This is a genomic window from Flavobacterium nackdongense, assembly GCF_004355225.1.
Classification (GTDB): domain Bacteria; phylum Bacteroidota; class Bacteroidia; order Flavobacteriales; family Flavobacteriaceae; genus Flavobacterium; species Flavobacterium nackdongense.
Genome location: NZ_CP037933.1, coordinates 1,024,462 through 1,037,356, shown reverse-complemented (window position 1 = coordinate 1,037,356; position 12,895 = coordinate 1,024,462). Strand labels below are relative to the sequence as shown.

Annotated in this window: 15 protein-coding genes; 11 read left to right on the top strand and 4 right to left on the bottom strand. The window is 36.8% G+C overall.

Going from position 1 to position 12,895, the window contains the following annotated elements; translation table 11 throughout:
* From E1750_RS04070 to E1750_RS04020, 11 genes are all read left to right on the top strand, one after another.
* Window positions 1-234: a MoaD/ThiS family protein gene (locus E1750_RS04070; RefSeq protein ID WP_133275543.1), complete on the top strand. Its 234-nt coding sequence runs from the start codon at window positions 1-3 to the stop codon at window positions 232-234.
* Between the two features lie 81 nt (window positions 235-315).
* Window positions 316-1,431 carry a molybdopterin-synthase adenylyltransferase MoeB gene (gene moeB, locus E1750_RS04065; RefSeq protein ID WP_133275542.1) on the top strand — a complete coding sequence of 372 codons (1,116 nt, stop codon included), beginning with the start codon at window positions 316-318 and terminating at the stop codon, window positions 1,429-1,431.
* A 3-nt stretch (window positions 1,432-1,434) separates the two neighbouring features.
* Window positions 1,435-1,881 carry a molybdenum cofactor biosynthesis protein MoaE gene (locus tag E1750_RS04060; protein WP_133275541.1) on the top strand — a complete coding sequence of 149 codons (447 nt, stop codon included), beginning with the start codon at window positions 1,435-1,437 and terminating at the stop codon, window positions 1,879-1,881.
* Between the two features lie 154 nt (window positions 1,882-2,035).
* Window positions 2,036-2,947 (top strand): bifunctional molybdenum cofactor biosynthesis protein MoaC/MoaB, encoded by a 912-nt coding sequence (moaCB, locus tag E1750_RS04055; protein WP_133275540.1) that lies wholly within the window; start codon window positions 2,036-2,038, stop codon window positions 2,945-2,947.
* 320 nt (window positions 2,948-3,267) lie between these two features.
* Entirely contained in the window at window positions 3,268-4,617 is a 1,350-nt protein-coding gene (locus E1750_RS04050; RefSeq protein WP_133275539.1) for an ammonia-forming cytochrome c nitrite reductase subunit c552, read from the top strand.
* A 303-nt stretch (window positions 4,618-4,920) separates the two neighbouring features.
* Window positions 4,921-5,259: a hypothetical protein gene (locus E1750_RS04045; protein ID WP_133275538.1), complete on the top strand. Its 339-nt coding sequence runs from the start codon at window positions 4,921-4,923 to the stop codon at window positions 5,257-5,259.
* A 16-nt stretch (window positions 5,260-5,275) separates the two neighbouring features.
* A complete protein-coding gene (locus E1750_RS04040) occupies window positions 5,276-6,139 on the top strand; it encodes a DUF5777 family beta-barrel protein (RefSeq protein WP_227873956.1) in 864 nt (287 codons plus the stop codon).
* A 317-nt stretch (window positions 6,140-6,456) separates the two neighbouring features.
* Window positions 6,457-7,392 (top strand): 4Fe-4S dicluster domain-containing protein, encoded by a 936-nt coding sequence (locus tag E1750_RS04035; RefSeq protein WP_133275537.1) that lies wholly within the window; start codon window positions 6,457-6,459, stop codon window positions 7,390-7,392.
* 21 nt (window positions 7,393-7,413) lie between these two features.
* On the top strand, window positions 7,414-8,775 hold the full coding sequence (gene nrfD, locus E1750_RS04030) for an NrfD/PsrC family molybdoenzyme membrane anchor subunit (protein ID WP_133275536.1): 1,362 nt from the start codon (window positions 7,414-7,416) through the stop codon (window positions 8,773-8,775).
* A 7-nt stretch (window positions 8,776-8,782) separates the two neighbouring features.
* The gene (locus E1750_RS04025) at window positions 8,783-9,340 is read left to right on the top strand and encodes a hypothetical protein (protein WP_133275535.1); all 558 of its coding nucleotides are present in this window, start codon (window positions 8,783-8,785) and stop codon (window positions 9,338-9,340) included.
* Between the two features lie 38 nt (window positions 9,341-9,378).
* Complete coding sequence (locus E1750_RS04020) at window positions 9,379-9,774, top strand: c-type cytochrome (protein WP_133275534.1); 396 nt, start codon at window positions 9,379-9,381, stop codon at window positions 9,772-9,774.
* Between the two features lie 148 nt (window positions 9,775-9,922).
* Here the strand turns inward: E1750_RS04020 and E1750_RS04015 are convergent, their stop codons facing one another.
* From E1750_RS04015 to E1750_RS04000, 4 genes are all read right to left on the bottom strand, one after another.
* Window positions 9,923-10,765, bottom strand: a complete 843-nt coding sequence (locus E1750_RS04015; protein ID WP_133275533.1) for a DUF2911 domain-containing protein — start codon at window positions 10,763-10,765, stop codon at window positions 9,923-9,925.
* 66 nt (window positions 10,766-10,831) lie between these two features.
* On the bottom strand, window positions 10,832-11,485 hold the full coding sequence (locus tag E1750_RS04010; RefSeq protein ID WP_133275532.1) for an HAD family hydrolase: 654 nt from the start codon (window positions 11,483-11,485) through the stop codon (window positions 10,832-10,834).
* A 95-nt stretch (window positions 11,486-11,580) separates the two neighbouring features.
* Window positions 11,581-12,108 (bottom strand): KdsC family phosphatase, encoded by a 528-nt coding sequence (locus E1750_RS04005; RefSeq protein ID WP_133275531.1) that lies wholly within the window; start codon window positions 12,106-12,108, stop codon window positions 11,581-11,583.
* Complete coding sequence (locus E1750_RS04000; protein WP_133275530.1) at window positions 12,092-12,853, bottom strand: Rossmann-like and DUF2520 domain-containing protein; 762 nt, start codon at window positions 12,851-12,853, stop codon at window positions 12,092-12,094. The genes E1750_RS04005 and E1750_RS04000 overlap by 17 nt, the downstream gene beginning before the upstream one ends.
* Window positions 12,854-12,895: the final 42 nt, after the last annotated feature.

Sequence of the window (12,895 nt, the reverse complement as noted above, 5' to 3'; positions counted from 1 at the left end):
ATGGAAATAAACCTACTTGCCTTTGGACAAATTGCCGAGATTACAGGCAAATCGACCTGGAAAATTTCAGAAGTGGAGGATACAAATGCTTTGATACAAAAATTAGAGGAAGAGTTTCCCGCTTTGGTCAAAATGAAATATTCAATAGCGGTAAATAAAAAAGTAGTTCAAACGAATACTATAATCAGTGATAAAGATACGATAGCTTTACTTCCGCCATTTTCAGGAGGGTAAAAATTTCTTATTAACCATTAAGGAAAATAAGGTTTATTAAGCAAAAAACTTAATTTTCTTAATGGTTTAAAAATAAATAAAATGAACAAAGCAAGCAGTCATAACAGATACCAAAGACAAATTCAACTCAAGGAAATTGGGCAAGCAGGTCAGGACAAAATTACTAAGGCAAAAGTACTGGTAATTGGCGCAGGCGGTTTGGGTTGCCCTGCCTTGCAATACCTTGCTGCCGCTGGTGTGGGAACGATTGGTATTGTCGATTTTGATGTGGTCGAAATGTCAAACCTGCAACGTCAAATTCTGTACACAGTGGTTGATATTGGTCAATCAAAAGCAAGTACAGCGGCGAAAAAAATTGAAGCGCTCAATCCGCAAATTAAAATTGAAACTTATACTGTACAAATTACCAATAAAAATGCACTTGAAATTTTACAAAACTATGATATTATAATCGATGGTTCCGATAATTTTGCCACTAGATATCTTGTCAATGACGCTTGTATACTTCTCGAAAAACCTTTAGTTTACGGAGCTGTTTTGCGTTTTGAAGGGCAAATTGGGGTTTTTAATTTTTTGGATAATGAAGGTAATTGTAAAACCAATTACCGTGATTTATTTCCAAAACCTCCCGATTCGGCAACAGCCATTTCTTGTAACGAAGTAGGGGTTTTGGGCGTGATTCCCGGCATTATTGGAACAATGCAAGCCGCTGAAGCGCTGAAAATCATTACTGGTGTTGGCAAACCATTGACCAATAAAATAATTTCATACAACGCTTTGGAAAATTCTTTTTACGATTTTGAAATTGCCGCAAATTCAAACCCATCTATTGATTTTCCAAAAAGCAAAGACCATTTTTTAGCCTTTAATTATGAATGGTTTTGCAACTCCAATTCCGATGTTGAAAGTCTTTCTGTCGAAGAATTTGATATTCTTAGGAAAAACGAAAGAATCACCATAATCGATGTTCGTGAAAAAGGAGAACTTCCTGAAGTGGACGAATTTCCTTTTACCTTAATTCCATTGAGTGCATTTGAAAATTTAATAGCAACAATTCCAATCGAAAATAAAATAGTAGTCTTTTGTAAATCAGGCCAACGAAGTGCAAAAGCGATTAAAATAATGAAAGAAAAATATCCAAATTGTCAAGCCTTTAATTTAAAAGGAGGTATCGATGAATGGAAAATTAAAAATTAAAAAATGAAAGAGAAAAAAAAACACAACGTATTCATCAATGGACCCATAACACCGGAGTTTATTGCCAATAGCATTTCCAAACACAGCACAAAAACCGACATTGGAGCCCACGATATCTTTTTAGGACAAGTCCGAAGCGATGTAATTGAGGATAAAACAGTGGTTGCTATCCACTATGAAGCCTATCAGGAAATGGCCGATGAACTTATGCACGAAATCAGAGAGGCTGCGTTTGCCAAATACAATTTAGTGTGTATGCATATTTATCACAGCCTTGGTGTGGTAAAAGCGGGTGAAATTTGCCTGTTTGTATTTGTTTCATCCAAACACCGCAAAGTAGCCTTCGAAGCCTGTCAGGATATTGTAGAGCAAATAAAAGCGATGACACCCATCTGGGGAAAAGAAATTTTCGAAGATGATTCTTTTGTTTGGAAAGAAAATCAGCTTTAATTGATTTTTAACAACCAACCAACCAATCAACCAACGGTTGAAACCGTTGGCTATGGCTTAATCTTCTAACTTTCAATTACTAACGTAAACATAAACATAAACTTAACCACAAACCACAAACCACAAACCACAAACCACAAACTACAAAGTTCCTATGGTCAATATAACATTCAAATCAAGCACGCTTCGCGTTGCAAAGGCGCAAGCCATTCTAAAAGTCAGTAAAAAAGAAACCATTGATGCCATTGTCAATAAAACGGTTCCCAAAGGAGATGTTCTGGAAATGGCTAAAACCGCCGGACTCTTTGCTGTAAAACGCACTAGTGATATGATTCCGGATTGTCATCCCATTCCTGTTGAATTTACGGCTGTAAATTACACGATTGCGGACTTAGAAATTACAATCGAAGTCGAAGTGCATACTATATATAAGACAGGAGTAGAAGTAGAGGCAATGCACGGCGCATCGGTGGTGGCGCTCACAATGTACGATATGTTGAAACCTATCGATAAAGGCATCGAAATTCACGCCATTAAATTATTGGAGAAAAAAGGGGGCAAATCCGATTTTACCGATAAATACCGCACCGATTTGATGGCGGCAGTGATTGTTTGTTCCGATAGTATTTCAGCCGGAAAAAAATTCGATCGAGCCGGTAAAGCCATCATTCAAAAATTAGAATCCTGCAATGTTGGTATTAGCGATTATTCGATCATTTCGGATGATACAGAAGGGATTCAGAACAAAGTTTTGGATTTATACGCTCAAAAAGTAGACCTTATAATATTGACAGGAGGAACAGGGCTTTCGCCAAGAGATAATTCGCCTGAGGCCATAAAACCGCTTTTAGATCGAGAAATTCCGGGAATTATGGAAGCCGCACGCAATTATGGTCAAGATCGCACTCCTTTTTCGATGTTATCCAGAGGTGTTGCCGGAATGAAAGGTAAAACACTGATTTTGACTTTGCCTGGTTCGACCAAGGGCGCTCAGGAATCTATGGACGCTTTATTTCCGTCCTTACTGCACATTTTTAGAGTAGCTGATGGAAAACAACACGATTAGTAGGTATTGCTGCATAGTTCAAAAAAACTGCCTTTTACGGCAGTTTTTTTTTGTTTAAATGTTTTAACATTTTATTTTGAATGTGGTTTTTTAAAAGCGAGTTTAACTACTATTTTTCTAAATCGTTTTCGTTTTTGATATATTTTAATTTAACTAATTGTTTTTCAATCAGTTATTGAAAATAGATAAAATTGTATTTTTTATTGAAATATGATAAATATCATTTTTTTACAAGTATTTAACTGATAAATTTACTTCATCAAATATCTTAATATTATGTTAAGTTTAAGAAAAATGAATTAAATTAAACAATCAAAATTATGAAAACAGTTACACAAACTTGGTTAGTTGTTTTAGGGCTTCTTTTTTTCGCCTTACAAGGATGTTCCCACGATGACTACATTCCTGTTCCGGGACAAGATGGTGCCGATGGTGCGCCTGGAGTTTCTGGTACCGCTTCTTGTGAAGCATGCCACTCGGTAGAGCACAAACAACCTATTGTTGATGCTTATAATTTGTCCGTTCATGGTCGGGGAATTCAAAATGCGGATGGTTCATTTACAAAACATATTTATGGCACCAATACAGTCCTTCCAGATGGCTCACTAAACAGTGATAGGGCTTTTTGTGCAGAATGTCACTCTCAAGAGGGATATATCGACGTGAAAAAATATGGCAAACCGAATCCAACTGGATATGCTAATTTTGGTTCTATTTCCTGCGAAGGTTGCCACGGTGTAACTCACCGTTCCTTTAATTTTGCAAAAGATGGTAATGATTACGGTTTAAGAAACATTGCCGCGGTACCACAAAAAATCAATCCAGCCTTTACTTTGAATGCTTCCCCTACTGGTGGTGTAAGTTCAGCTAATACTTGTATCGGATGTCACCAAACAAGACCTGATTCTAATGGGTATTACAAAAGACCTGTTATAGAAAGTGGTGAAAAAGATGCTTCTGGAGTTGTGGTGATAACTAACGACCCAGTTAAAGGACCTTTGTACAGATTCTGGTCTCAAAGGAAATTGGCCGATGCAGTTAAAGGTTATCCAGCAGGAACAACTTATTACAAAAATTACTCTAATTCATTAGATCGAGCCGTACACGTTTCAGAACAAGGTGATTTATGGATGGGAATTACGGGTATTGATATCGAAGGCACCGCAACACGATTACCAGCTGCCAAAACTGCTAAACATTATACAAATGCTTCTTGTGTTCAATGTCATATGGACAAACCTAAAGCAGGAACAGTAGATAACGGTTCGCATACTATGAAACTTTCTTATCAAACTTGCGTTTCTTGTCACCCGGCGCCAGAAACTTTATTGACTAGTTTCCACGCAAAATTCGATACTGAGGTAGCAAAATTAATAGCTGCATTTGAAGCAAAACCAACATATTTTACTGTAACTGTAAGCAGTACGACAGGAGTTAAAAGTGTAACTATTAAAACTTTTGATAGCACCACAGGTACACCGTTCCCAACAAGTCCAGCTTCTGGAACAAATACTCCAACAACTTGGTACCAATCAAGAACTGATTTCCCTCTAAAATATGTACAAGCCTATTGGAATTATAAATTAATTGTTGGTGATGAAGGTAAAGGAGTGCACAACCCACCGTACACAATGGCTTTGATTCAAAACTCAATTGAAGCATTAAAATAATAGTGAATTACCTCTGGGATTCGGTCTCAGAGGTAATCATTTTAATGACCTAAAGAAATGAAATTTAGTTTTTCATTCTTTAGCAATTGCTCACAGCATTTTAAATCCTTTGGCAATGAAAATTGTTGCCTAAGACTTTATAGCAATTATTCAATTAAAAAATAAAAGATGAAATGAGCATAACCAATACTTGGTTGCTAAAACCAAATAGGATTTGCAAATTACATATGACCATTAAAAAACAATAAATAGGAACATATGAAAAAAATATTTCAATACGTATTGATGCTAACAGCGAGTTTAATGGCTACATCCTGTTACTATGACGAAATGCCTGTAGAGGCGGAGATTCCGATTCCAGATGTAGTGTCTTACTCTAAAGATATTCAGCCCTTATGGGATCAAGATTGTATTAGTTGTCATAAACCAACTGCGACATCACCTGATTTAACCGCTGCTAACTCATATCTAGCGTTAACCAAAAACAATAAATATGTAATTCCAGGAAATGCTGCTGCTAGTAGTCTTCATAAATCACTTCTAGGTGAAGGTGCTGCATTAATGCCACCTGCTCAAAAATGGAGTGATTCCAAAATTGCATTGGTCGACAAGTGGATAAACGCTGGCGCGCCTAATAACTAACTATAAATTGAAAATCATGAAATTATTAAAAACATTATTTATAGTTGTATTTGCTTTACCAACATTGATGTTGGCACAAGAGCAAAAAGATACTGCTGCTGTTGCAAAAACAGATAGTATTGCACCTGAAGTGGAAGTGGAATACGAGCGTGCAGCTTTCGAAAGTACTTCATTGATCGAAAACCAAACCGATCGTGTCTATTCAAAAGGGACTATCGAGATGATTATGAATCACCGTTTTGGTCTGGTTACTGGAACCAATGATTTGATTGGAATTTGGGCTCCCGCCAATATTCGTTTAGCGGTTACCTATTCTATCACAGATCGAATTGCTGTAGGATACGGAACCACGAAAGATTTTAGATTGCAAGATTTCAATCTTAAAGGAGCTATCTTAAAACAAACGGTCAATGGCAAAATGCCTGTCAGTGTTACCTATTACGGAAACGCTTCGCTCAGTGCATTACCTAAAGAAAATTTCTATCACACTTCCGATCGATGGTCCTTTTTCAACCAAATTATTATTGCTAAGCGTTTGAACAAAATGTTCTCATTACAAATTGCACCAAGTTATTCGCACTACAATGTTGTCGAAGCACCGATGAGTAATGATTTATTTGCTATCGAATTTGGAGGTCGTGCCAAAGTTACTTCTGGAATTTCGATTGTATTAGATGTGAATCAACCCATTAGTTCTCAGGAAGTTCTACCTAAATCCGGTTTTGCTGTGGGAACAGAATTCTCGACCGTTGGACACACCTTTCAGATATTCATTAGTAATTACAGAGGAATCATAAATCAAACCAGCAATATGTTCAATCAAAATAATTTCTTTGAAGGTGACTTCGCCATCGGATTTAATATTGGAAGAACTTGGTAATTGTTTAATAAACTGATTGTGTAAATAACTACAATTGGTATCAATTAAATTTGAAAAAGAGGATGCTTTTTTCCATTAGGACGAGTTATCCTCTTTTTTGTAATCTAAAAAAGAGATTTTGGTCTTGTTTTGAATTTATTATGATATTTAATTGGTATTGAGCGCTTTATATTAGATTGTTAAAATTTAAAACTATGATAATTATCATTAAAAATTTGATGAAATAGGTGGAAATTTACATAAGAATTCAAATGTGAATGCTACGCATAACGATAGTTTATTGTTCAATGAATTTCTAAAAAGTAATATACAATAATATGGAAAATGAAAATAACAATTCATCCAGAAGGAATTTTCTAAAGCTAGGCGCTTTAGGAGGAATTGCACTAGCAGGTACTGCTATTGCTAGCGCTGTTACTGATGAAACGCCAAAAGCCACAGGAAAAAAAGTAAAAGTGCTTACTGCCGATGGAAAATTAGTAGAAATTGATAGTTCTCTAGTAGATCACCACGCCGCCAATGATGATTTTTCCAAGGCGGAACTTCGTCAAGGAGTGGCTGGAAAGAAATTCATTCGAGTTATCGATTTGGGCAAATGTGCCAATGAGCGAAAATGTATTACCGGATGTCAAAAAGCGCATAATGTTTTGGCTCCCATTGAGTATATAAAGGTGAAAAAGATGCAAAATTCACCGCTAGAATCTCCGTATTGGTTTCCGACGATGTGTTACCATTGCGATAACCCTCCGTGCACAAAAGTGTGTCCTGTTGATGCTACTTTCAAACGTTCCGATGGAATTGTGGCTATGGATTATGAACGCTGTATCGGTTGTAAATTCTGTATGGCGGCTTGTCCTTATTCAGCTAGGACCTTTAATTTTGGTAGACCTGAACAAGTAAAATATAGCGAAGAGCATAAAAACGATACTTCCGATCCCAATCATTGTACAACGCCTTACGCTCAGGAGGGTACGGTTGCGAAATGTGATTTTTGTACGGATCGTTCCGAGCAAGGATTATTGCCTGCTTGTGTAATTGAATGCCCTAATGGAGCCATTTATCACGGTGACGAACTGGAAGATGTGGTCACAAATGGAGAAGATACGGTTAGGCTAAAAAAATTATTGCAAGACCGAGCTGGATATCGCCAATTTGAAGAATTAGGCACAAAACCAAGGGTGTATTATTTACCGCCTGTGAAACGTGATTTCCCATTTGAAGATGCCACCGAAGTTCAAAACACCAAGGAATAATCATTTTAAAAAGTATATAAAATGTCAGCAAATATAAATAAACACGAAACCTTTACACAAGCGGAGTACATGGTGATGAAGAATGATCTGCTTCGACCCATTGAAAAGATTGGGAAAGCGGGCAAATTATGGATTGCATTTTTGGTCGCTGTTTTCATGGCAGGAGTTGTAGCCTATATCATTCAGGAAACCAAAAGTAAATATGTTACCACCAGTTTAAGAGACTACACGATGTGGGGAATTTACATTTCCAATTTTCTCTTTATGGTTGCCATTGGATTGGTAGGTGTGCTAATGTCAGCGATATTGAAACTTACCAATTTTGAATGGTACCGACCCCTTTCCAGAATTGCCGAAGTTATTGCTATTGGTGCCATAATGTTTGGCGGAATAAGTATTGTCGTAGCAATGGGACGACCGGATCGATTAATCAATTTACTCCTGTATGGTCGCATTCAGTCGCCAATTATTTGGGATGTAATCGGTATCACAACCGATTTGACTGCCTGCATAATTTTACTTTTTATACCCCTAATTCCTTCATTGGTCACCTGTAAAAACCATTTGGAGAACTTGCCAAAATGGCAATTAAAAATGTACAATATGCTCTCATTCGGTTGGCAAGGCACTCCAGAACAATGGGCCATTTTGAAAAAAACTATGAAAACTTTGACTGCTTTGGTTATTCCGTTAGGAGTTATTATTTGTACTATAACCGCTTGGCTGTTTGCTACCACGCTAAGGGCAGAATGGGATAGTACTAATTTTGGTGCCTATTTTGTATCCAATGCTTTTTTGCTAAGTGTTGCCGTAATGACTTTGGCTACTTTTATTTTTAGGAAAGCCTATAAATTAGAAAAATATTTAACCGAAATGCATTTCGATAAATTAGGTCAAGCAATGGTTTTAATGGCTTTGATTCACGGCTACTTCAATGTAAACGAATATTTGATTCCAGCCTATAAAATGTCAGGCTTGCACGAGAACACCCTTTTAAACCTATTTGTTGGAAAAGAAGCTGGATTTTATTGGTCAGTGGTATTTTTTGGAATTATTATTCCGTTCTTATTGCCTTTATTTCCAAAAATGAGAAAGCCAATTCCGTTGACTATAATTTCCTTAGCGGTATTGATCGCTGGCTGGTTCAGACTTTATTTGATTGTGATTCCGGGCTTATTGCATCCTTATTTGCCGATTCAAGATGTTCCTAAGTCTTGGACACATTATTTCCCGAGTGCAGTTGAAATGACTGTAGTTGCAGCAACATTTGCCGGACTGCTTCTTGTGGTGACTTTGTTTTCTAGATTTTTCCCTATCATTTCAGTTTGGGAAGTAGCCGAAGGAGAATTAGAAGGAAAAGAAGAAATATTTAATTATAAATAATGTACAGATGAAAAAGTATAACTATTTCTTAGCAGTCATTTTGATGATTTTGTTTTCGATAACAACTTCATTCGCTCAAGATAAGGAAGCAAAAATTACTTTGACTTTTGAAAAGGTGGATTCACTGCTTGTGTGCAAAGCATCGGTTATTTCAGAAGGTCAGCCGGTCGTCGATGTGCCTGTGGTATTATCTGTAAAAAGATTGTATTCTAAGTTACCTATTGGCGATGCAGTTGCAACAGATTCTACCGGGGTTGCCAGCTTCGAATTTCCTGCTGATATACCGTCAACTAACGGAAAATTAACTATATTTGCTAGTATAGTCGATGACGAAAACTATAAGAATACGGAGACTAGCGGACTAGTAAATTGGGGGGTTATTGTAAGTAGTGACAACTCTAATATCGAAGAGCGTTCCTTTTCAGCCGGAAGAGATAAGGCTCCAATTTATTTTATAGCGATTTCACTTTTAATTATTGGTTTGATTTGGGGGACTTTATTATATGCTGTTCTGCAAGTTTTCAAAATAAAACGATTGGGAAAAATTCAAGAAATAAAAGAGTAACATTTAAAAACTAGTATTAACATTAAAATTGAAAAAACATGAAAAAAATCTTTTTTGGCTTGGCACTAATTGCAGCCTTTATGTTCACACAAACGTCTAACGCTCAAGCAAAACCAAAAGGTAAAGAGTGGAAAGTTCCTGCCGCCGATGCTGGCAAAAAAATGCCCTCGGGTACAGATTCTGCCGCTGGTAAAGGTTTATGGGGCACAAATTGTAAATCTTGTCACGGGGTGAAAGGTTTAGGAGATGGTCCTAAAGCTGAAAAAATTGATATATCTTGTGGTGATTTTTCTTCTAAAGAATTTCAATCTAAATCAGATGGTGAATTGTTTTATTACACTAAAGTTGGTAGAAAACCTATGCCATCTTACAAAGAAAAATTAAGTGATGCCGAAATATGGCAATTAGTCGCTTATATGAGAACGATGAAATAGTCGTTTATTTGTTTTACAATAAAAATAGGGTTTGAGTAATCGAACCCTTTTTTATGACCGTATTTGAGCAAATGTTGCCAGATTTCAAATTATAAAAAACCCTGTTTGGTCTTTCCAAACAGGGTTTATAACAGAGTTTTAAAGATAATTATTTACTCCATTCGGCAATACTGTCCTTGTTCATTTTTACATAATCTTGATTCTTGGCAGCTTCTGCGGAAGCGAGTGAAATTTTAGCGGTTTCGATAGCTCCTTTTTTATCCCCAAGTTTGGCTTGAATCAACGATTTCAATCGGGTGTACCAAAAAGGTTTATCGGTGTTCATTTCTAACGCTTTGTTGATGTAAGCAAGGGCTTTTGTCATATCGCCGTTAGACTGCTGCAAATACTGCGCCGATGAAAAATAGTCTCCAGCGGTTGGCCCGGCCAAAGTCTTGTCAATACTTGCCATTGCTGCTTTTGCCGTTGGAACTTCGAATTTTACGGCAACAATTGTTTTTTCCCAAGAGATTTCTAAATGTGCAAAATTGTTGTCTAAATTATTAATCCCTATGGTAAAACTCTCGACCATTCTATCGATATGTTCCGATTTCACGCTCGTTTTCAGGGCTACTTTTGTTTCGTCCCAATTTTCTGGATTTCCCCAATTGTCTGTTTTTGTATAGAAAATGATTTCCCAGTTGTCCGCTCTTGGAGTAGTATAAAGTGCATATTTTCCTTTGGGTAGGGTTTTGCCATCAATAACAACATCTTCACTAAAGGATATAGTTGTGTTTTCGTTGGCTCCTGTTCTCCATAATTTTCCGAAAGGAACTAAATTATTGAAAACATCTCTGCCTTTGGCACTCGGCCTTGAATATACAATTTCAACATTTGTTAAACCTACAACCTGATTCAAAGTACACTTTGGGCTGGGTTGAGGTGTTTTTATCTGGGCTTCAGATACATAATTGGCAATAATCATTGCTAAAACAAAAATAATTTTTTTCATACTGTTTAATTTAGATTTATTCAAAATTACAAATTCAATCTACTAAAATTGTTAATTATTTCATAATTAGTAATTCGAGATTGTTTCAAAACTCAATTCGCTTAAACTTTGTACGACTACATCGGCAAGAGACAAATCTTGAAGTTTTGAGTTTTCGCTATCGTAGCCCACACAAAAAAGTTCCGCTGCTTTGGCTGCTCGAATGCCATTGGTGCTGTCTTCAATGACGATACAATTTTCTTTTTCAGCGGTTGACAAACTTGCGGCATATTCAAAAATGGCGGGATGCGGTTTAGAATGCGGAAAATCTTCACCACTGACAATATGTGCGAAATATTGATGCAAATCAAAACGCTTAAAAACACGGTCTATGGTCACTTTTGCAGCCGATGAGGCTAAAATTAACTGCATGCCGTTTTGGTGTAAATCTCGAATTAACTTTTCGACTCCTTCTATCAAATACAAATCTTCTTTGTTATCGAAGGCGTCATTAAAAAGGGTCCGTTTTCGTTGAATTAGCTCTTCTACTTCGCCATCAATAGGGAATAATTCTTTCAGTTTCTGAAACGTATTTCGAGTTGAGTTCCCCATAAAGGAGGTAAACATATCCTTGGAAACATCGATATTTAATTCGGCAAAGTGCTGAAAATAAGCGTAGCTATGAACGGGTTCCGTGTCGACGATTACGCCGTCCATATCGAAAATTACTGTTTTTATCATATAAAGTTAGAAGTTAGAGCCTGCCCCTGGATTAGCTCAGGGTGGCATTTAGAAGTTTAAGATTTATTGCTAATTCCCCTTTTGGGGCTAGCAGCTTAATCCAGTTTTCCGTCAAAATATAAGGTCCATTTATCCTGAACTTTCATCACTTGTTCGATGACTTCACGCGCCGCACCTTTTCCACCTTTTTTATGTGAAATATACTTTGAAATGGCTTTAATTTCTGGACTTGCATCTTGCGGGCAAACAGGCAGTCCAACCAATTGCATTACGTGATAATCAGGAATATCATCACCCATATACATCACTTGTTCGGGTTGGATATTGTACAGTTCGATATATTCTTTATAGGTTTCTACCTTATCTGGTGTGCCAAGGTGTATGTCGGTGATGCCTAAATTTCGCAATCGCACACGCACGCCTTCGTTGCTGCCACCAGAAATGACGCATACATTGTAACCGCTTTCTACAGCAGCTTTTAAGGCATATCCATCTCTAATGTTCATCGTTCTTAGAATTTCACCTTCATTGGTAACAAATACAGAACCGTCAGTAAGGACACCATCGATATCAAAGATGAAAGTGGTGATGTCGTTCATTATTTCTTTATAACTTCGTGCCATTATTTTGTATAGATTGGGTTAGTATTGTATAAATTTTTTTTTGATTCTCGTCAGTGAGAGCAGCCAGATGCGCTTGAATAGTTTGATTATCATTGCGTTTTGCAGGACCAGTTTGTGCCTCTTCAGGTGAAAGACTCATCACCTTGTTGGCTGTTTCCAAAATCAAGGGTTTTAAAATAGCAAAGGGAAGATCGTTTTCGATACAAATTTCTTGCCCTTTTTGGTACAGATGATTGACAAAATTATTGACAAAAACTGCCGAAATATGCAATGATTTTCGCTGTATAGAATTGATTTTGTATACCTTATCCGAAACGTTTTTCGCCAATTTTTCTAAGATTTCGTAATCGGTTTGAATTTCACTTTCAATACAAATCGGAATTTGACTAAAATCCACCGCTTTGTTTTTCGAAAAAGTCTGTAAAGGATAAAAAATCCCTTTTCTGTTTTTAGGGTCTAGTGCATCTAGTGAAACCGTTCCTGAGGTATGTACAACGAGTCGATTTTCAAAAGGCAATTGAGCCGAAACTTTGGCAATCGCATCGTCTGAAACTGCAATAATGTACACATCTGCTCGAGCCAAATCAGCCAAATTGTCTGTAACTTTATTAGAATCAAAAGGTGCAGTGATAGTTTCTTTTTGTCGAGCAAAGACTTGAATTATGGATGCTTTTTTACTTTTGGCGAAAGCCGCAATCAAATGATGAGCCACATTTCCAGAACCAATTAGTACAATTTTAATCATTTGCCAAAATTAAGGAAAAAAAATAAAATGCGACACAAACTC

Excerpts from the sequence above, each read along its gene's own strand:
- E1750_RS04020 (WP_133275534.1), top strand. The coding sequence starts at position 9,379 with ATGAAAAAAATCTTTTTTGGCTTGGCACTAATTGCAGCCTTTATGTTC.
- nrfD (WP_133275536.1), top strand. The coding sequence starts at position 7,414 with ATGTCAGCAAATATAAATAAACACGAAACCTTTACACAAGCGGAGTAC.
- E1750_RS04050 (WP_133275539.1), top strand. The coding sequence starts at position 3,268 with ATGAAAACAGTTACACAAACTTGGTTAGTTGTTTTAGGGCTTCTTTTT.
- moeB (WP_133275542.1), top strand. The coding sequence starts at position 316 with ATGAACAAAGCAAGCAGTCATAACAGATACCAAAGACAAATTCAACTC.
- E1750_RS04035 (WP_133275537.1), top strand. The coding sequence starts at position 6,457 with ATGGAAAATGAAAATAACAATTCATCCAGAAGGAATTTTCTAAAGCTA.
- E1750_RS04070 (WP_133275543.1), top strand. The coding sequence starts at position 1 with ATGGAAATAAACCTACTTGCCTTTGGACAAATTGCCGAGATTACAGGC.
- E1750_RS04045 (WP_133275538.1), top strand. The coding sequence starts at position 4,921 with ATGGCTACATCCTGTTACTATGACGAAATGCCTGTAGAGGCGGAGATT.
- E1750_RS04060 (WP_133275541.1), top strand. The coding sequence starts at position 1,435 with ATGAAAGAGAAAAAAAAACACAACGTATTCATCAATGGACCCATAACA.
- E1750_RS04000 (WP_133275530.1), bottom strand. The coding sequence starts at position 12,853 with ATGATTAAAATTGTACTAATTGGTTCTGGAAATGTGGCTCATCATTTG.
- E1750_RS04040 (WP_227873956.1), top strand. The coding sequence starts at position 5,276 with ATGAAATTATTAAAAACATTATTTATAGTTGTATTTGCTTTACCAACA.
- E1750_RS04005 (WP_133275531.1), bottom strand. The coding sequence starts at position 12,108 with ATGGCACGAAGTTATAAAGAAATAATGAACGACATCACCACTTTCATC.
- E1750_RS04015 (WP_133275533.1), bottom strand. The coding sequence starts at position 10,765 with ATGAAAAAAATTATTTTTGTTTTAGCAATGATTATTGCCAATTATGTA.
- E1750_RS04010 (WP_133275532.1), bottom strand. The coding sequence starts at position 11,485 with ATGATAAAAACAGTAATTTTCGATATGGACGGCGTAATCGTCGACACG.
- moaCB (WP_133275540.1), top strand. The coding sequence starts at position 2,036 with ATGGTCAATATAACATTCAAATCAAGCACGCTTCGCGTTGCAAAGGCG.
- E1750_RS04025 (WP_133275535.1), top strand. The coding sequence starts at position 8,783 with ATGAAAAAGTATAACTATTTCTTAGCAGTCATTTTGATGATTTTGTTT.